Here is a 22,448-nt window from a genome sequence, read left to right on the forward strand (position 1 = left end):
TTGAGGCTAACCAGGATGAACAAAGAGATCTTAGCTGTAGTAGAAGCCGTTTCTAACGAAAAAGCCCTGCCACGTGAGAAAATCTTCGAAGCGCTTGAGAGCGCTTTGGCCACTGCGACTAAAAAGAAGTATGAGCAAGAGATCGAAGTGCGCGTCAGCATTGACCGTCGCAGCGGTGATTTCGATACTTTCCGTCGCTGGCAGATTGTGGAAGAAGTAACACAGCCGACTCGTGAAATTACGCTGGATGCGGCCCGCTTTGAAGACGAAGCGTTCAATCTGGGCGAATACGTTGAAGATCAGATCGAATCTGTCACCTTTGACCGTATCACCACCCAAACCGCTAAACAGGTTATCGTGCAGAAAGTCCGTGAGGCTGAGCGCGCGATGGTGGTTGATCAGTTCCGTCAACACGAAGGTGAAATCATCACCGGCGTGGTGAAGAAAGTAAACCGCGACAGCATCTCACTCGATCTGGGCAGCAATGCTGAAGCCGTGATCGGACGCGAAGATATGCTGCCACGTGAAAACTTCCGCCCAGGCGACCGTATTCGCGGCGTGTTGTACGCTGTTCGTCCGGAAGCGCGTGGTGCACAGCTGTTCGTCACCCGTTCTAAGCCAGAAATGCTGATCGAACTGTTCCGCATTGAGGTGCCAGAAATCGGTGAAGAAGTTATCGAGATCAAAGCGGCAGCGCGCGATCCAGGTTCACGCGCTAAAATCGCGGTGAAAACCAACGATAAACGTATTGATCCGGTCGGTGCTTGTGTGGGTATGCGCGGTGCGCGTGTCCAGGCTGTATCAAGCGAGCTGGGTGGCGAGCGTATTGATATCGTGCTGTGGGACGATAACCCGGCACAATTCGTCATTAACGCCATGGCGCCAGCCGATGTGGCGTCAATTGTGGTGGATGAAGACAATCACACCATGGATATCGCTGTTGAAGCCGGCAATCTGGCTCAGGCGATCGGCCGTAACGGCCAAAACGTGCGTCTGGCTTCCCAACTGAGTGGTTGGGAACTGAACGTGATGACCGTCGATGATCTGCAGGCTAAGCATCAGGCTGAAGCCCACGCAGCGATCGATATGTTCACTAAACATCTCGACATCGACGAAGAGTTCGCCACCGTACTGGTGGAAGAGGGCTTCTCTTCGCTGGAAGAATTGGCTTATGTGCCAATCAACGAGTTGCTGGAAATCGACGGCCTCGACGAAGAGACCATTGAAGCCCTGCGTGAACGAGCAAAAAATGCGTTGACCACCCTGGCATTAGCGAAAGAAGAGAGCCTTGGTAATCAGGAGCCCGCTGAGGATCTTCTGAATCTTGAGGGCCTGGATCGTGCGCTGGCGTATCGCCTGGCGTCCAAAGGCGTTTGCACGCTGGAAGATCTCGCTGAGCAAGGTGTTGACGATCTGACAGATATTGAAGGGCTGGATGATGAGAAGGCCGGTGCGCTGATTATGGCTGCACGTAATATCTGCTGGTTCGGCGATGACGCGTAATAACAGGAAGGAACAGCATGACAGATGTAACCGTAAAATCGCTGGCCGCCGAAATTCAGACTCCGGTCGATCGCCTGGTACAGCAATTTGCTGACGCAGGGATCCGCAAGTCTGAAAACGATGCGGTGTCCCAGCAAGAGAAAGAAACCTTACTGTCCCATTTGAATCGTGAGCACGGTCAGACCGGTTCAAGTAAACTGACATTACAGCGCAAAACGCGCAGCACCTTGAATATTCCCGTCACCGGGGGTAAAAGTAAGTCGGTGCAAATCGAAGTCCGCAAAAAACGCACATATGTGAAAGGTGATGCTGAGTCTGAGCAAGCTCAGGCAGAAGCTGAAGCCGAGGCGCAGCGTGAAGCGGAAGAGCAGGCGCGTCGCGAGGCAGAAGAACAAGCCCGTCGCGAAGCTGAACAAAAAGCGCAACGTGAAGCCGAAGATAAAGCCAAGCGCGAAGCCGCTGAAAAGGCCAAGCGTGAAGCAGCGGAAAATGAGAAAGTGACTAATCAACCTACCGATGAAGTAACCAAGGCTGCGCAGTCTGATAAGGCGCGTCGTGAAGCCGAAGCGGCTGATCTGAAACGCAAAGCGGAAGAAGAAGCACGCCGTAAGCTGGAAGAAGACGCTCGCCGTGTGGCAGAAGAAGCCCGCCGCCTGGCTGAAGAGAAATCAGCTGAATGGGAAAAACCAGAGGAAGAAGACAAAGGCGACTACCATGTCACCACTTCCACTCATGCCCGTCAGGCTGAAGACGAAAACGACCGCGAAGTTGAAGGCGGACGTGGACGTGCGCGTACCACCAAAGCAGCGCGCCCAGCCAAAAAAGGCAACAAGCATTCTGAAGCGAAAACTGATCGCGAAGAAGCGCGTGCGCAGTTCCGTGGTGGTAAAGGTGGTAAAAACCGTAAGCCAAGCGCACTGCAGCAGGGTTTCAACAAACCCGTTCAGGCTGTTAACCGTGATGTGATCATCGGCGAAACCATTACTGTTGCCGAGCTGGCAAACAAAATGGCGGTGAAAGGCTCACTGGTTATCAAAGCGATGATGAAAATGGGCGCAATGGCGACCATTAACCAAGTCATCGACCAGGAAACAGCCCAGTTGGTTGCGGAAGAAATGGGTCACAAAGTGATCCTGCGCCGCGAGAACGAACTGGAAGAAGCGGTGATGGACGATCGTGATACCGATGCAGCGCAGGAGTCACGCGCTCCGGTGGTCACTATCATGGGTCACGTTGACCATGGTAAAACCTCGCTGCTGGACTATATCCGCTCAACCAAAGTCGCTTCAGGCGAGGCTGGCGGTATTACACAGCATATCGGTGCTTACCACGTTGAAACTGACAACGGTATGGTAACCTTCCTGGATACCCCGGGCCACGCCGCGTTTACCGCGATGCGTGCACGTGGTGCGCAGGCAACGGATATCGTAATTCTGGTGGTTGCTGCCGATGACGGCGTGATGCCACAGACTATCGAAGCCATCCAGCACGCCAAAGCGGCCAAAGTGCCGGTTGTGGTTGCAGTGAACAAGATTGATAAGCCAGAAGCAGACCCGGATCGCGTGAAGAATGAACTGACCCAGTACGGAATCATTCCGGAAGAGTGGGGCGGTGAAAACATGTTCGTTAACGTCTCTGCGAAAGCGGGTACCGGTATTGATGACCTGCTGAATGCGATTCTGCTGCAGGCTGAAGTTCTGGAACTGACCGCCATTCGTGAAGGTATGGCGAGCGGCGTGGTCATCGAATCCTTCCTCGACAAAGGTCGTGGCCCGGTTGCGACCGTGCTGGTGCGTGAAGGTACGCTGAACAAAGGCGATATCGTACTGTGCGGCTTCGAATACGGCCGTGTCCGTGCGATGCGTGACGAACTGGGTCGTGAAGTGCTGGAAGCGGGTCCATCCATTCCAGTGGAAATCCTCGGTCTGTCTGGTGTGCCAGCAGCGGGTGATGAAGCGACTGTTGTGCGTGATGAGAAGAAAGCACGTGAAGTTGCACTGTATCGTCAGGGCAAATTCCGCGAAGTGAAACTGGCGCGTCAGCAGAAGTCGAAGTTGGAGAACATGTTCGCCAACATGACCGAAGGCGAAGTGTCCGAGTTGAACATCGTGCTGAAGTCCGACGTACAGGGTTCGGTGGAAGCGATCTCCGACTCGCTGCTGAAACTCTCCACCGACGAAGTGAAGGTGAAGATTATCGGTTCGGGCGTGGGTGGTATCACCGAAACCGACGCGACCCTGGCAGCGGCTTCCAACGCCATCATTCTCGGCTTTAACGTCCGTGCTGACGCTTCTGCGCGTCGCGTGATTGACGCTGAAAACGTGGACCTGCGCTACTACTCCGTTATCTATAATCTGATTGACGAAGTAAAAGCAGCCATGAGCGGCATGCTGGCACCGGAATTCAAACAGCAGATCATTGGTCTGGCCGAAGTGCGTGACGTGTTCAAGTCACCGAAATTTGGCGCCATTGCTGGCTGTATGGTCACCGAAGGCAACATCAAACGTCACAACCCGATTCGCGTACTGCGCGACAACGTGGTGATTTACGAAGGCGAGCTGGAATCTCTGCGTCGCTTTAAAGACGATGTCAACGAAGTGCGTAACGGCATGGAGTGTGGTATCGGCGTGAAGAACTACAACGACGTTCGCGTTGGTGACATGATCGAAGTCTTTGAAGTGATTGAAATTAAACGCACCATCGATTGATCATCACTTGATGTGTTGCAATTTGGGAGGCCTCTGGCCTCCCGAATTATTTGGGAGAAAGAAAAAATGGCAAAAGAATTTGGCCGCCCACAGCGCGTATCTCAGGAACTGCAGAAAGAAATCGCAATTATCCTGCAACGTGAAATTAAAGACCCGCGCCTCGGCATGATGGTAACGGTATCCGGCGTAGAAGTGTCGCGCGACCTGGCGTATGCCAAAGTCTTCGTGACCTTTTTGAATGACCAGGATGAAGATGCGGTAAAAAATGGTCTGAAGGCGCTGAAAGAAGCCTCAGGTTATATCCGTATTCTGGTGGGGAAAGCGATGCGTCTGCGTATCGTACCTGAACTGACCTTCTTCTATGACAACTCGCTGATCGAAGGGATGCGCATGTCTAACCTGGTCAGCAACGTGATCAAAAGTGACGTTGAGCGTCGTGGCGAAAGCCCGGCGGAAGATGACAAGGAGGACTAATGAGTCGTCCTCGTCGTCGCGGTCGCGACGTCCACGGTGTGTTTTTGCTGGATAAGCATCAGGGCGCATCCTCGAACGATGTGCTGCAGAAAGTGAAGCGTCTGTTCCATGCTAACAAAGCGGGTCACACGGGTGCGCTTGATCCCCTGGCAACAGGCATGCTGCCGATCTGCCTCGGTGAAGCGACGAAGTTCTCGCAGTTCCTGCTCGATTCCGATAAACGCTATCGCGTTATTGCCCGCCTCGGCGAGCGTACCGATACCTCAGACGCTGATGGCAATATCGTCGAAACGCGCCCGGTGACCTTCAATCAAGCCCAGCTTGATGCGGCGCTGGAGAGCTTCCGTGGTGACACCTTACAAGTACCCACCATGTTCTCTGCGTTGAAGTACCAGGGCCGCAAGCTGTATGAATACGCGCGTGAAGGCATTACCGTACCGCGTGAAGCACGACCGATCACCGTGTTTGAACTGCAGTTTATTCGCTGGGAAGGGGATGAGCTGGAGCTGGAAATTCACGTTTCCAAAGGCACTTATATTCGCACCATCATCGATGACCTCGGCGAGAAGCTCGGCTGCGGCGCACATGTGATTATGTTGCGTCGTTTGCAGGTGGCAAAGTATCCGATTGATCGCATGATCACCTTTGAGCAGTTGCAGGCGATGGCGGCTGAAGCCAACGCAGCAGAAACGCCAGACTACCGTGCACTGGATGCACTGCTGCTGCCAATGGATAGCCCTGCGGAGGAGTTCCCCATCGTCAATTTGCTGCCCTCTGTCGCCGCTTATTTCAAACAGGGGATGCCGGTGCAGGTGGCGAATGCGCCTGAACAGGGATTGGTGCGTGTTACCGAAGGTGAAGAACATAAATTTATCGGCATGGCAGAAATCGCTGAGGATGGACGCGTGGCGCCGCGTCGTCTGGTGGTCGAGTTTCCCGCCTAATCAACACATTCACGTTTGAGCTAACGGCGCATTTGCGTTGCAATCAGGCGAAGAGTAGAATAGCGCGGCTTTTAAAGCGGGCTGCTGAATTAGAGATCGGCACCCAACCATTCATTTATTATTTCGGAGTTTATTATGTCTCTAAGCGTAAAAGCTAAAGCAGAGATCGTTGCTAAATTCGGTCGTGGTGCTAACGACAGCGGTTCAACTGAAGTTCAGGTTGCTCTGCTGACTGCTCAGATTAACCACCTGCAGGGTCACTTCTCTGAGCACAAAAAAGACCACCACAGCCGTCGCGGTCTGCTGCGCATGGTATCTCAGCGTCGTAAGCTGCTGGACTACCTGAAGCGTAAAGACGTTGCACGTTACACCAGCCTGATCGAAACCCTGGGTCTGCGTCGCTAAGTCTGAAGAATCTGATCAACGATGTAGCACATGCACTATGCAGAAAAGCGCATCTGACGATCAGATTTGTGCGAGTTTCGCGAAAAGGGGGCCTTTATGGCCCCTTTTTTCGAGCAATCCGCAGCATTCCGTACCAAACTCATGTATTGTTGCTGAGAGTGATCTTTGCTTGCAGCGTTTCGCGCGGCTAATGAGAGGCTTTACCGCATGAGCGGTTGAAGATTGTCATTAGTCGCGAGGATGCAACTAAAGATCGGTAAACCCCGGCGAGCTCAAAAGTGCTCTGCCCCTCGAATTTAAGGACTTAAATTTTGCTGAACCCGATCGTACGCAAATTCCAATATGGTCAGCATACCGTCACGCTGGAAACCGGCATGATGGCGCGCCAGGCCACTGCAGCAGTTATGGCGAGCATGGACGACACCGCGGTATTCGTGACTGTTGTTGGCCAGAAAAAAACCAAACCAGGTCAGGATTTCTTCCCGCTGACGGTTAACTATCAGGAGCGTACTTACGCTGCTGGTCGTATCCCGGGTAGCTTCTTCCGTCGTGAAGGCCGTCCAAGCGAAGGCGAAACCCTGATTTCTCGTCTGATTGACCGTCCAGTGCGTCCACTGTTCCCGGAAGGTTTCATCAACGAAGTGCAGGTGATTGCGACCGTTGTGTCTGTTAACCCACAGGTTAACCCGGACATTGTTGCGATGATCGGCGCATCTGCCGCGCTGGCGCTGTCAGGCCTGCCATTCAACGGCCCAATCGGTGCAGCACGTGTGGGTTATATCAATGACCAGTACGTTCTGAACCCAACCGCTGATGAAATCAAAACTTCACGTCTGGACCTGGTGGTTGCAGGTACTCAGAACGCGGTTCTGATGGTTGAATCTGAAGCAGAAGTACTGACAGAAGACCAGATGCTGGGCGCGGTGGTGTTCGGCCACGATCAGCAGCAGGTTGTTATCGAAAACATCAACGCACTGGTTGCTGAAGCAGGCAAACCACGTTGGGACTGGCAGCCAGAGCCAGCGAACGATGCACTGATTGCACGTGTTGCTGCACTGGCAGAAGCCGGTATTGCTGATGCTTACCGCATCACTGATAAGCAAGAGCGTTACACTCAGGTTGGCGCAGTTAAAGACGCGACTATCGCTGCCCTTCAGGCTGAAGACGAAACGCTGGATGCTGGCGAAATCGCTGACATCGTTCACGATCTCGAGAAGAGCGTCGTGCGTAGCCGTATCATCCGTGGTGAGCCACGTATCGATGGCCGCGAAAAAGATATGATCCGTGGTCTGGATGTACGTACTGGCGTGCTGCCACGTACTCACGGTTCTTCTCTGTTCACCCGTGGTGAAACGCAGGCACTGGTTACCGCAACACTGGGTACCGCCCGTGATGCGCAGAACCTGGATGAGCTGATGGGCGAGCGGACTGATAGCTTCCTGTTCCACTATAACTTCCCTCCATACTCAGTGGGCGAAACCGGCATGGTTGGCTCACCGAAGCGTCGTGAAATTGGTCACGGCCGTCTGGCGAAGCGTGGCGTGCTGGCAGTGATGCCGAAGCAGGAAGAGTTCCCGTACACCGTCCGTGTGGTGTCAGAAATCACCGAATCTAACGGTTCTTCTTCAATGGCTTCTGTGTGTGGTGCTTCTCTGGCACTGATGGACGCAGGCGTACCGATCAAAGCAGCCGTAGCCGGTATTGCGATGGGTCTGGTTAAAGAAGACGAAAACTTCGTGGTTCTGTCTGACATCCTGGGCGATGAAGATCACCTCGGCGATATGGACTTCAAAGTAGCGGGTAGCCGCGACGGTATCACTGCACTGCAGATGGATATCAAAATTGAAGGTATCACCCGTGAGATCATGCAGGTTGCACTGAATCAGGCTAAGGGCGCGCGTCTGCACATCCTGAGCGTGATGGAGCAGGCCATCAGCACCCCACGTCAGGAAATCTCTGAGTTCGCACCACGTATCTATACCATCAAGATCAGCTCTGACAAGATCAAAGATGTTATCGGTAAAGGCGGTTCTGTTATCCGTGCGCTGACCGAAGAAACCGGCACCACCATCGAAATCGAAGATGATGGCACCGTGAAAATCGCAGCAACCGACGGCAACAAAGCGAAGGAAGCGATTCGTCGTATCGAAGAGATCACCGCTGAAATCGAAGTGGGTCGTATCTACTCTGGTAAAGTGACGCGTATCGTTGATTTCGGTGCCTTCGTGGCAATCGGCGGCGGTAAAGAAGGTCTGGTCCATATCTCTCAGATCGCTGATAAGCGTGTTGAGAAAGTGACCGACTATCTGCAGATGGGTCAGGAAGTTCCAGTGAAAGTGATGGAAGTGGACCGTCAGGGCCGCGTACGCCTGAGCATCAAAGAAGCGACAGAGCAGAAACCAGCGGAAGAAACCCCTGCTGCAACGAATGCATCTGACGCCGAGTAAGCGTTTACTGATTGGCCTCTCCCTGCAATTTGGGGAGAGGTATTTGGATCATCGCGAGGGCGGGAATCCTTGTGCACAGCAGGCGGATGACAGGATGGTTATCCCAATGTTTGTATTCGGGAGTGGGAAATGAAGCCTTTTTTGCGCTGGTGTTTTGTTGCGACAGCTATCACGCTGGCAGGATGCAGCAACTCCAATTGGCGTAAGAACGAAGTTTTGGCAGTACCTTTGCAGCCCACACTGCAGCAAGAGGTGATCCTGGCGCGAATGGAACAAATTCTTGCCAGTCGTGCCCTGACCGATGATGAACGCGCACAGCTATTATATGAGCGCGGAGTGTTGTATGATAGTTTGGGTCTGAGGGCATTAGCGCGGAACGATTTCTCGCAAGCGCTGTCTATAAGACCGGATATGCCTGAGGTGTTTAACTACCTCGGTATATACTTAACGCAGGCAGGCAATTTTGATGCTGCCTATGAAGCGTTTGATTCTGTACTTGAGCTTGATCCAACTTACAATTATGCGCATTTAAACCGTGGTATCGCCCTCTATTACGGCGGTCGATACAAGTTAGCGCAAGATGATCTGCTGGCGTTTTATCAAGACGATCCTAACGATCCTTTCCGCAGCCTTTGGCTCTATCTCGTTGAAAGCGATATGGATGCCGACAAGGCCAAAGTCACGCTGAGACAGCGACATGACAAAGCGGTCCGGGACCAATGGGGATGGAATATTGTCGAGTTCTACCTTGGCGACATCAGTGAAAAAACGCTGATGGAACGTCTCAAGGCGGACGCAACGGATAACACCTCGCTCGCTGAACATCTCAGTGAAACCAACTTCTATTTAGGTAAGTACTACCTAAGTCTGGGGGAGAAGGACGACGCGAAAGCGTTGTTCAAACTGGCGGTCGCTAACAATGTTAACAACTTTGTTGAGCACCGATACGCATTGTTGGAACTGGCGCAACTCGGCCAGACACAAGACGATTTATCAGAATCTGACCAGCAATAGCTGACGAACTTTTATTGCCTGAATACTTGTAAAGTCATCATCTTCGAGGTGAGGGCTTTTCTGTTCGTCAAAACTTCTAATTTGAGCCGGTTCACACTTTTTGATGAAAATGACTGAAAATTTTCACGACGAGTTATGTAGACTGGCCGCCGCAATCTAAGAGGCACGTGTACTACATGACTGATATTCAAACCACTTTTTCTGACCTTGGCCTGAACGCTGACATCCTCGAATCACTGAACGGTATGGGCTACGAAAAGCCATCCCCAATCCAGGCTGAGTGTATTCCTCACCTACTGGCGGGCCGTGATGTGCTGGGTATGGCGCAGACCGGGAGTGGTAAAACAGCGGCATTCTCCCTGCCGTTACTGAACAACATTGATCCATCTGTCCGCGCACCACAGATCCTGGTGCTGGCTCCAACCCGTGAACTGGCTGTTCAGGTTGCTGAAGCCATGACGGAATTCTCTAAACACATGCGTGGCGTGAACGTGGTTGCCCTGTACGGCGGCCAGCGCTATGACGTTCAGCTGCGCGCACTGCGCCAGGGACCACAGGTTGTCGTAGGTACGCCTGGTCGTCTGCTGGATCACCTGAAACGCGGCACGTTAGATCTGTCTAACCTGCGCGGCCTGGTGCTGGACGAAGCTGATGAAATGCTGCGTATGGGCTTCATCGAAGACGTTGAAACCATCATGGCGCAGATCCCAGACGGTCATCAGACCGCGCTGTTCTCAGCGACCATGCCAGAAGCGATTCGTCGTATCACCAAACGCTTCATGAAAGATCCACAGGAAGTGCGCATTCAGTCAAGCCTGACCACGCGTCCTGACATTTCTCAGTCTTACTGGACCGCTTATGGCCGTAAAACTGACGCGCTGGTGCGTTTCCTGGAAGCGGAAGACTTTGATGCTGCCATCATCTTCGTGCGTACCAAAAACGCTACGCTGGAAGTGGCTGAAGCGCTGGAGCGCAGCGGCTATAACAGCGCAGCACTGAACGGTGACATGAACCAGGCTCTGCGTGAGCAGACACTGGAGCGCCTGAAAGATGGTCGTCTGGATATCCTGATCGCGACCGACGTTGCAGCACGTGGTCTGGACGTTGAGCGTATCAGCCTGGTTGTTAACTATGACATCCCAATGGATGCTGAGTCTTACGTTCACCGTATCGGTCGTACCGGTCGTGCGGGTCGTGCTGGCCGTGCGCTGCTGTTCGTTGAGAACCGCGAGCGTCGTCTGCTGCGTAACATCGAACGCACCATGAAGTTGACTATTCCAGAAGTTGAACTGCCAAATGCAGAACTGCTGAGCGAGCGCCGTCTGGCTAAATTCGCCGCCAAAGTACAGCTGCAGCTGGAAAGCAGCGATCTGGATATGTACCGTGCACTGCTGAGCAAAATGCAGCCGGGCGAAGATCTGGATCTCGAAACACTGGCCGCAGCACTGCTGAAAATGGCACAGGGCGAACGTCCACTGATTCTGCCACCAGAAGCACCACGCCCACCACGTCGTGAGTTCCGCGACCGCGATGATCGTCGCGATTCACGTGACTCACGTGGTCCACGCGAAAGCCGCGGTGACCGTGATGGCGCTCCACGTCGCGAACGTCGTGACGTTGGCGAAATGCAGCTGTACCGCATTGAAGTGGGCCGTGATGATGGTGTTGAAGTTCGCCATATCGTGGGCGCGATTGCTAACGAAGGCGACATCAGCAGCCGTTACATCGGTAACATCAAGCTGTTTGGTACGCACTCAACCATCGAGCTGCCTAAAGGTATGCCGGGCGAAGTTCTGCAGCACTTCACTCGCACGCGCATCCTGAACAAGCCGATGAACATGCAGTTGATGGGTGATGCTCCTGCGTTCGAGCGTAGTGAACGTCGTCCAGGCGGTCGTGATGGCGAGCGTCGTGGTAATGGCGCTCCGCGTGGCGAAGGAGCACCACGTCGCTTCTCTGAACGTCGTGAAGGTGGCCGTGAAGGCGGACGCTTCAACCGTGAAGGCGGTCGTGGCCCACGTCCAGAAGGTGCTTCTGCACCACGTCGTCGTGACGCGTAAGCGATAAAACGCTAAATAGTAAAAAGGGACGCCGCGGCGTCCCTTTTTTTTATGCTCGTAAATTAAACGTTACACGCCGCCGGCAATTAACACCCGCTCTCCACTGACGTAGGCTGACTCTTCTGATGCCAGAAACAGGGCAACCTGCGCCACATCTTCTGGCAGACCAAATCGGCCTAGCGGCGTCGCGGCGATCAGTTTCGCTTTGACATCCGGATTCATCTTCTTCGCTGCCAGTAAACCTTCGGTCAGGATGATTCCTGGTGCCAGCGCATTGACGCGAATATTACGTGGCCCCAATTCACGAGCCAGACCTTGCGTTAAGGTATCGATTGCGCCTTTGGTCGCGGCCCACAGCACTGAGCCAGGCGTGCTCTGCTTACTGTGAAGCGCACTCAGGTTAATGATCGATCCACCCCGCGCAGGGAAGTGTTTTGCCGCCTGCTGGCACACTAACACTGTACCTAACAGGTTCACATTGAGTTGCTGCTGCATTTCGCTAAGGCTGAGCTCGGCAAAGTCACCGTGATGGAAGATGCCAGCATTATTGACCACAATATCCGGTGCGCCAAACTGCTCGATGCTGCGAGCGAACAGACGCTGCACATCGGCCTCGCGTGAGATATCGGCCTGAACGGCGATGGCGTCGCTGCCCAGCTCGCAGATGTCAGTGACCACATCTGCCGCGCCCGCCTCATCCTGTCGATAGTTAACCACGACCCGAGCACCGGCCGCCGCGAAAGTCATAGCAATGGCGGCGCCAATGCCTTTCGACGCGCCCGTTACCAGCGCAATTTTGCCTTCAAGTGCTTTCATTGTGTCTCTCCACCTGAGAATTCGGGGAAGGGTAAGCATGCGCTGTCCATACAATTTTGCGGTAGCGCAATCCTGCAAGCTTTTTGCACAATCCTGCAAATGTGTTGTGCAGGGACTAGGCGTCACGCGAGCGAAAGGCGAGAATGCGGAGACAGTGATCACTCATCACGGAGTGCGCAACGCATGATTCATCAGGAACAGTGGCAGCAGTTGGTGGCGATGATTGCGCGCCATACCCCGGAAGATGGCCGTCACTTCAGCCCCATCGATTTTCTCTCATTTGGCCGAAGCTCCAAACCCACGAGCCTGTCGCATATTGCGACCTGGGCCAGCTTTGCACTGGTGGCGCAAGGGCAAAAGGCATTGCGCATGGGTGAAGACGTGATGCATTACGGGCCGGGCGATCTGCTACTGGTGACGCTGGATATGCCAGTGCAATCCTGCGTGGTACAGGCCACGGAGGAAAAACCGAATCTGGGCGTGGGGATCACCATCAACGAAACGCGCCTGATGCACTACCTCGAACATTTCCCGTTGCAGCAGATCGGCGCAGCGGTGACCAACGAACGTGGTATCACTGTGCACAAAGTGGCCCCGCCGTTAGTCGATGCGGTGATCCGCCTGATTGAGCTGTTGGATCAACCTCAGGATATTCCAGCGCTGGCACCGTTAATTGAGCAAGAGATTTTCTATCGACTCCTTACCGGGCCGGAAGGACCTCGCATCCTCAACATGGCGTTGACGGAGCGGCCGGGCAACAAAGTGGCGCGCGCGGCACGCTGGCTACGTGAAAACTTTCATCAGCCGCTCAAGATGGATCAACTGGCCAGTAGCGTGGGCATGAGTATTTCGTCGCTGCACCATCACTTCAAATCGGTCACGGCCATGACACCAATGCAGTATCAAAAGCAGTTACGTCTTAACGAAGCGCGGCGTTTGATGTTGATTGATAAGTTAGATGCGGGAACCGCAGGTTATCGCGTGGGGTATCAGAGCGCTTCGCAGTTTAGCCGTGAATACAGCCGTTTTTACGGGCAATCGCCGGCTCGTGATGTGCGTATGGTGGCTGTGGGGCCAGAAGGATTGACCCCACAGCAGTAAACGTTACAGCGAGCGTGCCGCTTCCATCGCCAGTGCGAAGGAACGCAGACGGGCCTGTGAATCGAAAATCTGGCCATTAACCATGATTTCATCGGCCTGCGTTTCGCGCATCAGCGCAGCCAGCCCCTGACGCACTTTATCGCTGTCACCGACAATCGACATGCTCAACGCCTGCTGTACACCGTACTGCTCTGATGGTGACCAGAGGTTATCCATGTTTTCGACAGGAGCTGGCAGCGGGCCCGGTTTGCCCCGGCGCAGATTAATAAACTGCTGCTGCATCGAGGTAAACAGGAAGCGCGCATCGCGCTCGCTATCCGCCGCGACCACGTTGACGCACACCATGGCATAAGGTTTCGCCAGACGCGCAGAAGGCTTGAATTTCTCACGATAGAGATGCAAAGCCTGGAACAACAGGTCCGGTGCAAAGTGGGAAGCAAAGGCGAACGGCAAGCCGAGCTGTGCAGCCAGTTGTGCGCTGTAGAGGCTGGAACCCAATAACCAGACTGGAATCTTTAAGCCTAAACCCGGTACCGGTTGTACCGGAGGATGCTCACCCTCTTCGGCATCAAACCAACGAATCAGTTCTGCTACATCTTCCGGGAAGCTGTCCGCCTGGGCGCTGGAGAGATGGCGGCGCAGTGCGAGCATGGTGCGCTGGTCAGAACCTGGCGCACGGCCCAGCCCTAAATCAATACGGCCAGGGTATAAGGATTCGAGCGTACCAAACTGTTCAGCGATCACCAGCGGTGCGTGGTTGGGCAGCATAATACCGCCAGATCCGAGGCGCAGAGTTTCGGTATTCGCGGCCAGATAGCCAATCAACACGGAGGTTGCCGCACTGGCGATACCGGTCATGTTGTGGTGCTCAGCGAGCCAGTAACGATGGAAACCAAGGGCTTCAGATTGACGCGCCAGCGCCAGCGAATTGTGGAAAGCTTCGCGCGCAGCAGAACCTTGCGGGATAGGTGCAAGATCCAGCACGGACAGGCGAACGTTTTTTTTCTCAGACATGGGCACTCCAGATAATGATGGCGCAGGTGTTATCAGACCTGCGCCAGTCAGTATTACGCATCATTACCCATATTAAAACTGCTATTAACAGCAGGAATATAGCCGGAATGTGCCTTTACCGTCCGCCTTCAAGCGCCATACCCGCTAAACGACGCCAGTAACCATTGCATTCACTGCCGCGCGCCATCATCAGCGGCGCTTCACCGGCTTCGTTCGCACGGAAGCGAGCAACCTCTGTTAGCGTGGTTTCATCCTGCGGCGAGAGGCGTACGATGTCGATCCAGTTATGCATGCCGGCCAAATCGTTACCAAGGTTATAACAGTAGCCGCTCATGGTCTGGATGCCATTCAACACAAACACCTGTTGGCCCTCCTGTGACAGCACGCGGCGACCAGTGGGATAGTGAATACAGCAAGTTTGACAGTCATCTTTGGCGCGATTTTCGGAACGGGCGGTAAAGCAGCGTGCCGACAGCGCCAGCGGCAGATGGCCATAGCCCAATACCTCCACTTCGAACTTGTCGCGCAGGCCTGCGGCATCGCACTGCTGCAACAGTTGAATCAGCCAGTCGCGCGACATCTCGACCGGTAAACACCAGCGCGTCATACCCTCTTTGAGCAGCAACTGTAGCGTTTGCGCGTTGTAGACGTTAAGCGTTGGCCCGGCGACAAACGGCAGCTTACGTTCGGCTGCCATGTTAACGGTGCCGATGTCGTTGGCTTCCAGCAAAAACTCACCGTTCTCCACATAGCGCCGCAGCTCTTTGACTTCCGAAGGCGACTGCAACAGCGCCAGCGTGCTGAGCACGACCTGTTTATCGTGTTGTGCCAGGTGGCGTGCTAATTCCATCCATTGCTGGAATGAGGTTGCACGACGTTTACTGCATACCGCTTCGCCGAGGTAGATGATGTCAGCAGAGCTGACGGCAGCCTGCTGATAAAAGCGTTCCAGCGTTTCCGTTGGCCAGTACCACAGCACCGGCCCGATGGCATATTTCATAGCATCTCCTCACTGCCAGCTGCGGTGATAGGCACCGAGCGTGGTCTGGCTACCTTCAGAAAGTTCGCCCAACGCGCGCATCCAGGGTTCCTGCACCGCGAATTGCTCGGGCGAGGCCATGCAGCGATCAATCGCCTGGCGCCACACTTTTGCTACTTGCGCCACATAAGCCGGACTGCGCTGGCGGCCTTCAATTTTTACCGAAGCGATATTGGCGCGAAGCAACTCCGGCAACAGCGATAAGGTATTCAGGCTGGTGGGTTCTTCCAGCACGTGATAGCGCTGGTCATCCACTTGATAGCGCCCTTTACACAGCGTGGGATAACCGGCGCTCTCATCGGCGCTGTAACGATCAATCAGCACTTCATTCAGGCGTGATTCCATCCCCAGCGGCGTTTGCTGCCAGCGCACGAATTTTGCCGGCGAGCAGGCACCCGCACTGTTGGGTGATTCCCCCGTCAGCCAGGAGGAGAGATAGCAACGGCCTTCCGCCATAATGCACAGGCTGCCAAAGGCAAAGACTTCCAGCGGCACCGGTGTTTCACGCGCCAGCTGTTTAACCTGATGCATCGACAGTACGCGCGGCAACACCACGCGGCTGAGATCGAAATGGCGATGGTAAAAGTGGATGGCCTGCAAATTTGTCGCCGAAGCTTGCACGGAAAGATGGCGTTCCACCTGCGGATAACGCTGCGCGGCATACTCCAGCGTAGCGATATCGGCGAGAATCAAGGCATCTGCGCCGTTCTGCGCCGCCACATCAATGGCCGTTTGCCAGCGATTCATCCCATCAGGATGGGCAAAGGTATTGATGGCCACGTGCAGCTTGCGGCGATGCTGGTGCAGGAAGCGCGCCGCTTCTGCCAGCTTCTTGTCAGTAAAATTAAGGCCAGCAAAGTGGCGGGCATTGGTGTCATCTTTCAAACCGACATACACTGCATCGGCGCCATGCTCCACCGCCGATTTCAGCGCAGGTAAATTCCCCGCTGGACACAGCAGTTCCATACATTTCCTCCCCCGAATTCCGAAGCGTTAAAGTGTAGGGAAGGCGACAGGCGTGAATGTTGATTTAAGGCAGTGAAAGCGTCAGTCAGCATGCAGAGTGAAGATTATTTAATCAATTCTTCCGCAATTTCCTTGATCTCAGTGGAGGCGAGGGCGTCTGGATGTGGCAATATAGGTAAAATTTTCTGAAGGGATTGTTGATGATGTTTTCGCGCTTACGCGGCCTGATGGTGAAAAAAGGCCCAGAATTCCTTGCCTTACCTATTTCATTCACCCCATTCCCTGTAAAAAAAGTGGTTTTGCAACAACTCTTAAACTGGCAATTTCGTCATGCTTTGTCTGAAGGTGAGTTAGACTTTCTGGAAGGGCGCTTTCTTGGGATTGAGATTGCAGATGTGAATCTGCGCTGGATCACCACCTTGCAGAATGGACGCCTGACCGTTTCACGCGACGCCGAGGCAGATGTCTGGTTCCGCGGTGAAGCCAACGACTTGTTGCTGGTGGCAGCACGCAAAGCAGACCCCGATATGTTGTTCTTCCAACGCCGTCTGGTGATTGAGGGCGACACGGAGCTGGGTTTGGAGGTGAAGAATTTGATGGATGCCATTGAACTGGAGGCCATGCCCACGTCTTTGCGCACGGGGTTGCAGCAGCTGGCTGCCTTTGTTGAGGCAGGAATGAAACAGGACGCGGAGGCCGCTGAGGCGCGCGCGGGGATCTCATGTTGATTCGTACTGAAATTGGTGTGGATGCGGCGGGCATCGACAGCTTATTGAAGCGTAGTTTTGCGACCTCCGCCGAGGCTGAACTGGTGCAGCAGCTGCGTGAAGATGGTTTATTAACGCTAGGTGTAGTGGCCACGGATGATGAAGGGCAGGTATTAGGTTATGCCGCCTTTAGCCCGGTGACCTTACAAGGTGAAGACCGCAATTGGGTGGCGCTGGCGCCTCTGGCGGTGGATGAATCCGTGCGCAAGCAGGGCATTGCCAAACAGCTGGTGTATGAAGGGCTCGATTCCCTGAACGAGTTCAGCTACAGCGCGGTGGTGGTCTTGGGCGATCCCGAATTCTACAACCCGTTGGGCTTCGAACCGGCGGCACGTCACGGCTTGCACTGTCGCTGGCTGGGCAGTGAAGCGGCATTTCAGGTGTATAAATTAGCGGATGATGCATTTACGGGCGCAGAAGGATTAATCGCTTTCTCCGAACCTTTTAATCGTTTCGATTAAACCACGCATTCAGGCATGAAGGCTGCTGCGATACCAGCAGCAGCTTTTGCGTGCGACTGAGCTGCTTCACCTGATATTCCAGGCGCGAAGCGGCTGCGCGATCGCCGGCATCACAGTTAAACACCAGCGTCAGCGGACCCTTGCCACGCAATGCGCGCGCACCTTTCCCGGATTGATGCTGCTGCAGGCGGCGATGAACATCTGTGGTAATGCCTGTATAAAGCATCCCGGCGGCGGTTTGCAGCATATAGAGCTGCCAGCCCTGTTGCATATGACTTTTCCTGTTCAATGGCTGTTGGGCAGTGTAGCGCGCTTAGGCTAGCCTCGCTATCTGCCACATGGAGTTGCATTGTGTCTGACCATTCTCATCTTATTCGTTTTCTTAAAAAACAGCGTGCCCTGTCATTGTGCGCCAGTCATGGCGACGATCTGTGGTGTGCCAACTGCTTTTACGTGCTGGATGAAACACGAATGGCGTTTTGGTTGATGACCGAACCCGATACGCGACACGGCACCCTTATGCAAGCTAATCCGCGCGTGGCGGGGACGGTTAACGGCCAGCCGAAAACCGTGTTGCTAATCAAAGGCGTGCAGTACAGTGGCCGTATTCAGCAGCTTACTGGAGAGCGTGAAGCGCAGGCGCGGCATGCCTACCAGAAACGTTATCCGATTGCCCGCAAGGTTCAGGCACCCTTGTGGGAGATTATGTTGGATGAGCTGAAGATGACTGACAACGCGCTGGGCTTCGGCAAAAAAATCCTTTGGCAGCGCGATAAAACCGGCGAAAGTTAATTTTCCGCGCCCGATCAAACTTACGCTAACTTTGCGTAGCAGATTCCAATAACCTGAATAACACTATGGATTAACCGCCTCACTTCCCAGTGCGGCATTCGTTATTCTGTAGAATACGGAATCTGCTATGACCCAACTTGCATCTTCTGCACCAGCGGCGCGCTTCGCATGGTGGAAACCCTTGCTGTTCCTCGCCGTCGTCGTCATTGGCCTGTGGTACGTCAAATGGCAGCCCTATTACGGCAAAGCCTTCACAGCGGCTGAAACCCATTCAATCGGCATATCCATTTTGGCGAATGCCGCGGATTCACCGTGGCGCGCGGCGCTGGATTACGCGATGGTTTACTTCCTCGCCGTCTGGAAAGCCGCAGTGCTGGGTGTGATTTTGGGATCGCTGGTACAGGTGCTGATCCCACGCAACTGGCTGCTGCGCCTGATGGGCAACTCGCGGTTTGGATCGACGCTGATCGGCACCGGTTTAGGCTTGCCGGGGATGATGTGCACCTGTTGTGCCGCGCCGGTGGCGGCGGGTTTGCGTCAGTCGCAGGTATCCAGCGGGGCGGCGATGGCCTTTTGGCTGGCCAATCCGCTATTAAATCCCGCCACGCTAATCTTTATGGGATTTGTGCTGGGTTGGCACTTCGCGGCGATTCGGCTGGTGGCGGGCGTGATCATGGTGCCAGGCATTGCATCGCTGGTGCAGCGTAGCGTGCCAGAACAAACCATTGCCGCGCCCATGGTGATGGCTGCCGACAGCGAGCAGCCGTTTCTGACTCGCTGGCTGCGCGTGATGTGGCGGCTGTTCTGGAACACCATCCCGCTGTATATCGTTGCCGTGCTATTATTGGGTGCTGCGCGAGTCTGGCTGTTCCCGCATGCCGATGGCGCAGTGGGCAACACGCTGTTTTGGGTGATGCTGATGGCGATAGCGGGCTGTTTGTTTGTCATTCCCACCGCTGCAGAAATTCCCATTGTACAGACCATGATGCTGGCGGGCATGGGGATCGCGCCTGCGCTGGCGCTGCTGGTAACCTTACCCGCCGTGAGTGTGCCATCGCTACTGATGCTGCACCGTGCCTTCCCGGCGCGCGCGCTGTGGATCGCGCTGATTGGCGTGGCGCTGAGCGGTATGATCCTCGGTACGATCGCCCTGTGGCTGACGTAAATACCAGATCTTCTGATTGCGGCTGCCGCGCCATAGCAGCCGCGCATCTTTCTCCGCTTCCACAAACCGCCCGTCGATCAGCACATCAATTTCATCCACCACTTCACGCTGTGCCGCGCTCAGTTCCGCCATCTCATAGCCGGTCCACAGCCAGATATCTTTGTCCGGGCATTCACGCCGCACGCGTTTCACCAGACGACGGATGTGCGGCACATTGTGCGGATGCAGGGGATCGCCGCCGCTGAGCGACAACCCCTGACGCGGAATGCGCTGATCCTTGAGATCGGCAATCAACTGCTCTTCCATCTCCAGCGTGAAGGGATCACCGGAATCGAGGCGCCAGGTACTTTGGTTGTAGCAGCCGCGACACTGATGCTCGCACCCGGCGACAAACAGCGTGCAGCGCGTGCCCGGCCCATTGACGATATCGACGGCGTAATAGCGATGAATACGCATCATCCTAACTGTCCGGCATCCAGATGTTTAACGCGGCGCTGTACCTCTTCCTGCTTACCGGCGTTAAAGGGGCGCGCGTCGGGGCTGCCCAGATAGCCACAAACACGGCGCGTGACGGAAACCCGTGCCGGATTGTGGTTACCACAGCACGGACAGGTAAAGCCTTTGCTGGTGCAACTGAATTCACCCGTAAAGCCGCATTCGTAGCACTCATCGATTGGCGTATTGGTGCCGTAATAGGGCACGCGGTGATAGCTGTAATCCCACACATCCTCCAGCGCCTTGAGGTTGTGTTGAATATTGGGGTATTCGCCGTAACAGATGAAGCCGCCATTGGCGATGGCCGGGTAGGGCGCTTCAAAGTCGATCTTGTCGTAGGGATTCACTTTCTTTTCGACGTCGAGATGGAAGCTGTTGGTGTAGTAGCCTTTGTCGGTCACGCCCGGCACCACACCAAATTCGGCGGCATCGAGCCGGCAGAAGCGATCGCAGAGATTCTCGCTTGGCGTGCTGTACAGGCTAAAACCGTAGCCGGTCTCGTCTTTCCACGCATCCACAGCAGCACGCAGTCGCTGCACAATCGCCACACCTTTTTCCCGCAGGTGCTGCGCATCATACGGATGGACTTCATTGCCGCTCAGCGCGTTCAGCGTTTCATGCAGGCCGATGTAGCCGAGCGAGATCGAAGCACGGCCGTTGCGGAAAATCGCGCCGACTTCGTCATCAGCGTTCAAACGTACGCCACACGCGCCCTCCATGTAGAGAATCGGCGCTACGCGTGCTTTGGTTTTCTCCAGCCGGGCGATGCGCGTCATCAATGCCCGTTTAGCCAGTTCAAGCCGTTCATCCAGCAGCAGCCAGAAATGAGCTTCATTGCCTTTGGCTTCCAGTGCAATGCGCGGCAGGTTCAGGCTTATGACCCCAATATTGTTGCGCCCTTCGTGAATCTGCTTACCGTTTTCCTCATACACGCCGAGGAAGCTGCGGCAGCCCATCGGGGTTTTGAACGAACCGGTGACTTCCACCACCTTGTCGTAATTGAGAATGTCGGGATACATGCGCTTGCTGGCACACTCCAGCGCCAGCTGTTTGATGTCGTAGTTAAAATCACCGGGACGACGATTCACCCCTTCGCGGATGGCAAATACCAGTTTCGGGAACACCGCAGTTTTATGGTTTTTCCCCAACCCTGCGATGCGATTACGCAGAATCGACTGTTGAATCAGGCGTGCGGCCCAATCGGTGCCAAGACCAAAGCCAAAGGTGACAAACGGCGTCTGCCCGTTGGCAGTGTGCAGCGTGTTGACCTCATATTCGAGAGACTGGAATGCGTCATAACACTCTTTCTCGGTGCGCACGCGCGCATAGGCTTCCGCATCCGGGATCTGCCACTGCTGTGCCACGGCGCGATGTTTCTCCAGACTAAGCGTCACAAACGGCGCCAGCACTTCATCAATGCGGTTGATGGTGGTACCACCGTAAATATGGCTGGCGACCTGCGCAATAATTTGTGCTGTCACCGCCGTCGCGGTGGCAATGGATTTTGGCGGCTCGATTTCGGCGTTGCCCATCTTGAAGCCGTTGTTCAACATGCCCTGAAGATCGATCAACATGCAGTTAAACATCGGGAAAAATGGCGAATAGTCGAGATCGTGATAGTGGATCTCACCGCGCTCATGCGCCAGAACCACATCACGCGGCAGCAGCTGCTGCTGGGCATAATGTTTGGCAACGATGCCTGCCAGCAAATCGCGCTGGGTGGGGATCACTTTGCTGTCTTTGTTGGCGTTTTCGTTGAGCAGCGCGGCATTGGTTTGTTCAACCAGGCCGCGAATGGCGTGATGCAGTTTGCCACGCTGTTCACGGGCTAAATCACGGTCATGGCGATATTCGATATACGCGCGCGCTAGCTGCGGCCAGCGTCCGGCCATCAGCGTCTCTTCCACTGCGCACTGAATGTCACGGATATCGACCTCAATGCGATCGGACAATCGCTGGCTCACTTGCTCTGCGACTTGTGTGCACCAACTCGCATCATCAATCTGAGCAGCTTGCGCCGCCGCCTGAACCGCTAGCGCAATACGCTGCGCTTCAAACGGCACTTTACAGCCGTCTCGCTTAATCACCACCGCCGCCATTTTCTCTCCGTTAAACTATATGTAGATATTTGTGCAGAGTGTAATCGCAATATGTGGTGTTTTGGCTGAAATTAATTGCGTTGTTTTTGACCTGCCGCAAAGAAGACATAACGAAGATTGAAAGCCGCACAATGGTAAAGCGGACTAAACTTCAAAAGTTTTAAGCAGACCAAACTTC

At 54.5% G+C, this 22,448-nt stretch carries 19 protein-coding genes and 1 pseudogene; 13 read left to right on the forward strand and 7 right to left on the reverse strand.

The genetic code is table 11. The features are described from left to right. Positions 1 to 15: 15 nt before the first annotated feature. The 8 genes from nusA (at position 16) to JK231_RS20185 (ending at position 11,555) form a co-directional block, all read left to right on the forward strand. Positions 16 to 1,503 (forward strand): transcription termination factor NusA, encoded by a 1,488-nt coding sequence (gene nusA / locus JK231_RS20145; RefSeq protein WP_034826526.1) that lies wholly within the window; start codon positions 16 to 18, stop codon positions 1,501 to 1,503. Positions 1,504 to 1,520: 17 nt separating this feature from the next. Then, a complete protein-coding gene (gene infB / locus JK231_RS20150; RefSeq protein WP_034826524.1) occupies positions 1,521 to 4,211 on the forward strand; it encodes a translation initiation factor IF-2 in 2,691 nt (896 codons plus the stop codon). Positions 4,212 to 4,277: 66 nt separating this feature from the next. Continuing rightward, entirely contained in the window at positions 4,278 to 4,685 is a 408-nt protein-coding gene (gene rbfA, locus JK231_RS20155) for a 30S ribosome-binding factor RbfA (protein WP_034826517.1), read from the forward strand. Further along, positions 4,685 to 5,629: a tRNA pseudouridine(55) synthase TruB gene (gene truB / locus JK231_RS20160; RefSeq protein ID WP_058959446.1), complete on the forward strand. Its 945-nt coding sequence runs from the start codon at positions 4,685 to 4,687 to the stop codon at positions 5,627 to 5,629. Before rbfA ends, truB begins: the two co-directional genes overlap by 1 nt. A gap of 135 nt (positions 5,630 to 5,764) precedes the next feature. Continuing rightward, a complete protein-coding gene (gene rpsO, locus JK231_RS20165) occupies positions 5,765 to 6,034 on the forward strand; it encodes a 30S ribosomal protein S15 (protein ID WP_211729326.1) in 270 nt (89 codons plus the stop codon). Between the two features lie 311 nt (positions 6,035 to 6,345). Next, on the forward strand, positions 6,346 to 8,481 hold the full coding sequence (pnp, locus tag JK231_RS20170) for a polyribonucleotide nucleotidyltransferase (RefSeq protein ID WP_097118208.1): 2,136 nt from the start codon (positions 6,346 to 6,348) through the stop codon (positions 8,479 to 8,481). 129 nt (positions 8,482 to 8,610) lie between these two features. Further along, on the forward strand, positions 8,611 to 9,495 hold the full coding sequence (gene nlpI, locus JK231_RS20175) for a lipoprotein NlpI (RefSeq protein ID WP_008104288.1): 885 nt from the start codon (positions 8,611 to 8,613) through the stop codon (positions 9,493 to 9,495). A 176-nt stretch (positions 9,496 to 9,671) separates the two neighbouring features. Next, on the forward strand, positions 9,672 to 11,555 hold the full coding sequence (locus JK231_RS20185; RefSeq protein ID WP_097118209.1) for a DEAD/DEAH family ATP-dependent RNA helicase: 1,884 nt from the start codon (positions 9,672 to 9,674) through the stop codon (positions 11,553 to 11,555). 69 nt (positions 11,556 to 11,624) lie between these two features. Here JK231_RS20185 and JK231_RS20190 read toward each other — a convergent pair whose 3' ends face one another. Then, positions 11,625 to 12,371, reverse strand: a complete 747-nt coding sequence (locus JK231_RS20190; RefSeq protein WP_058959444.1) for a glucose 1-dehydrogenase — start codon at positions 12,369 to 12,371, stop codon at positions 11,625 to 11,627. A gap of 183 nt (positions 12,372 to 12,554) precedes the next feature. Between JK231_RS20190 and JK231_RS20195 the strand changes: the two genes are divergently transcribed. Further along, a complete protein-coding gene (locus JK231_RS20195) occupies positions 12,555 to 13,472 on the forward strand; it encodes an AraC family transcriptional regulator (RefSeq protein WP_097118211.1) in 918 nt (305 codons plus the stop codon). A 3-nt stretch (positions 13,473 to 13,475) separates the two neighbouring features. Here JK231_RS20195 and JK231_RS20200 read toward each other — a convergent pair whose 3' ends face one another. The 3 genes from JK231_RS20200 to JK231_RS20210 all read right to left on the reverse strand — a co-directional run bounded on the left by JK231_RS20200 (position 13,476) and on the right by JK231_RS20210 (position 16,491). Continuing rightward, positions 13,476 to 14,486, reverse strand: coding sequence for a luciferase-like monooxygenase (locus JK231_RS20200; RefSeq protein ID WP_211729327.1), 1,011 nt, complete (start codon positions 14,484 to 14,486; stop codon positions 13,476 to 13,478). A gap of 115 nt (positions 14,487 to 14,601) precedes the next feature. After that, on the reverse strand, positions 14,602 to 15,486 hold the full coding sequence (locus tag JK231_RS20205; protein WP_211729328.1) for a U32 family peptidase: 885 nt from the start codon (positions 15,484 to 15,486) through the stop codon (positions 14,602 to 14,604). A 9-nt stretch (positions 15,487 to 15,495) separates the two neighbouring features. Further along, positions 15,496 to 16,491, reverse strand: coding sequence for a peptidase U32 family protein (locus JK231_RS20210; protein WP_058959441.1), 996 nt, complete (start codon positions 16,489 to 16,491; stop codon positions 15,496 to 15,498). Positions 16,492 to 16,694: 203 nt separating this feature from the next. On the opposite strand from JK231_RS20210, the gene JK231_RS20215 reads away from it, so the two are divergent. After that, positions 16,695 to 17,219, forward strand: coding sequence for an SCP2 domain-containing protein (locus tag JK231_RS20215; protein WP_058959461.1), 525 nt, complete (start codon positions 16,695 to 16,697; stop codon positions 17,217 to 17,219). After that, the gene (locus tag JK231_RS20220; protein ID WP_034826492.1) at positions 17,213 to 17,719 is read left to right on the forward strand and encodes an N-acetyltransferase; all 507 of its coding nucleotides are present in this window, start codon (positions 17,213 to 17,215) and stop codon (positions 17,717 to 17,719) included. The genes JK231_RS20215 and JK231_RS20220 overlap by 7 nt, the downstream gene beginning before the upstream one ends. On the opposite strand, the gene JK231_RS20225 is transcribed toward JK231_RS20220, so the two are convergent. Beyond that, complete coding sequence (locus JK231_RS20225) at positions 17,703 to 17,990, reverse strand: GIY-YIG nuclease family protein (RefSeq protein WP_034826490.1); 288 nt, start codon at positions 17,988 to 17,990, stop codon at positions 17,703 to 17,705. The two genes, JK231_RS20220 and JK231_RS20225, sit on opposite strands and share 17 nt — an antisense overlap. Before the next feature lie 80 nt (positions 17,991 to 18,070). Here JK231_RS20225 and JK231_RS20230 point away from each other — a divergent pair, with 80 nt between their 5' ends. Beyond that, the gene (locus tag JK231_RS20230; protein ID WP_058959439.1) at positions 18,071 to 18,511 is read left to right on the forward strand and encodes a YhbP family protein; all 441 of its coding nucleotides are present in this window, start codon (positions 18,071 to 18,073) and stop codon (positions 18,509 to 18,511) included. Positions 18,512 to 18,638: 127 nt separating this feature from the next. Next, positions 18,639 to 19,676 (forward strand): permease, encoded by a 1,038-nt coding sequence (locus JK231_RS20235; RefSeq protein WP_160833912.1) that lies wholly within the window; start codon positions 18,639 to 18,641, stop codon positions 19,674 to 19,676. On the opposite strand, the pseudogene nrdG reads toward JK231_RS20235, so the two are convergent. Beyond that, positions 19,671 to 20,135 (reverse strand): annotated as a pseudogene (gene nrdG / locus JK231_RS20240) (anaerobic ribonucleoside-triphosphate reductase-activating protein); the annotation flags it as partial. The gene JK231_RS20235 and the pseudogene nrdG overlap by 6 nt on opposite strands. After that, positions 20,132 to 22,270, reverse strand: coding sequence for an anaerobic ribonucleoside-triphosphate reductase (nrdD, locus tag JK231_RS20245; RefSeq protein WP_211729330.1), 2,139 nt, complete (start codon positions 22,268 to 22,270; stop codon positions 20,132 to 20,134). The pseudogene nrdG and the gene nrdD, both read right to left, overlap by 4 nt. Positions 22,271 to 22,448 lie beyond the last annotated feature (178 nt).

Origin of the sequence: Pantoea sp. JGM49, assembly GCF_018257655.1 — a bacterium.
Classification (GTDB): domain Bacteria; phylum Pseudomonadota; class Gammaproteobacteria; order Enterobacterales; family Enterobacteriaceae; genus Pantoea; species Pantoea communis.

What these genes read in the sequence shown, in the direction of transcription:
- nusA (WP_034826526.1), top strand. Translation starts at nt 16, where the DNA reads ATGAACAAAGAGATCTTAGCTGTAGTAGAAGCCGTTTCTAACGAAAAA.
- infB (WP_034826524.1), top strand. Translation starts at nt 1,521, where the DNA reads ATGACAGATGTAACCGTAAAATCGCTGGCCGCCGAAATTCAGACTCCG.
- rbfA (WP_034826517.1), top strand. Translation starts at nt 4,278, where the DNA reads ATGGCAAAAGAATTTGGCCGCCCACAGCGCGTATCTCAGGAACTGCAG.
- truB (WP_058959446.1), top strand. Translation starts at nt 4,685, where the DNA reads ATGAGTCGTCCTCGTCGTCGCGGTCGCGACGTCCACGGTGTGTTTTTG.
- rpsO (WP_211729326.1), top strand. Translation starts at nt 5,765, where the DNA reads ATGTCTCTAAGCGTAAAAGCTAAAGCAGAGATCGTTGCTAAATTCGGT.
- nlpI (WP_008104288.1), top strand. Translation starts at nt 8,611, where the DNA reads ATGAAGCCTTTTTTGCGCTGGTGTTTTGTTGCGACAGCTATCACGCTG.
- JK231_RS20185 (WP_097118209.1), top strand. Translation starts at nt 9,672, where the DNA reads ATGACTGATATTCAAACCACTTTTTCTGACCTTGGCCTGAACGCTGAC.
- JK231_RS20190 (WP_058959444.1), bottom strand. Translation starts at nt 12,371, where the DNA reads ATGAAAGCACTTGAAGGCAAAATTGCGCTGGTAACGGGCGCGTCGAAA.
- JK231_RS20195 (WP_097118211.1), top strand. Translation starts at nt 12,555, where the DNA reads ATGATTCATCAGGAACAGTGGCAGCAGTTGGTGGCGATGATTGCGCGC.
- JK231_RS20200 (WP_211729327.1), bottom strand. Translation starts at nt 14,486, where the DNA reads ATGTCTGAGAAAAAAAACGTTCGCCTGTCCGTGCTGGATCTTGCACCT.
- JK231_RS20205 (WP_211729328.1), bottom strand. Translation starts at nt 15,486, where the DNA reads ATGAAATATGCCATCGGGCCGGTGCTGTGGTACTGGCCAACGGAAACG.
- JK231_RS20210 (WP_058959441.1), bottom strand. Translation starts at nt 16,491, where the DNA reads ATGGAACTGCTGTGTCCAGCGGGGAATTTACCTGCGCTGAAATCGGCG.
- JK231_RS20215 (WP_058959461.1), top strand. Translation starts at nt 16,695, where the DNA reads ATGTTTTCGCGCTTACGCGGCCTGATGGTGAAAAAAGGCCCAGAATTC.
- JK231_RS20220 (WP_034826492.1), top strand. Translation starts at nt 17,213, where the DNA reads ATGTTGATTCGTACTGAAATTGGTGTGGATGCGGCGGGCATCGACAGC.
- JK231_RS20225 (WP_034826490.1), bottom strand. Translation starts at nt 17,990, where the DNA reads ATGCAACAGGGCTGGCAGCTCTATATGCTGCAAACCGCCGCCGGGATG.
- JK231_RS20235 (WP_160833912.1), top strand. Translation starts at nt 18,639, where the DNA reads ATGACCCAACTTGCATCTTCTGCACCAGCGGCGCGCTTCGCATGGTGG.
- nrdD (WP_211729330.1), bottom strand. Translation starts at nt 22,270, where the DNA reads ATGGCGGCGGTGGTGATTAAGCGAGACGGCTGTAAAGTGCCGTTTGAA.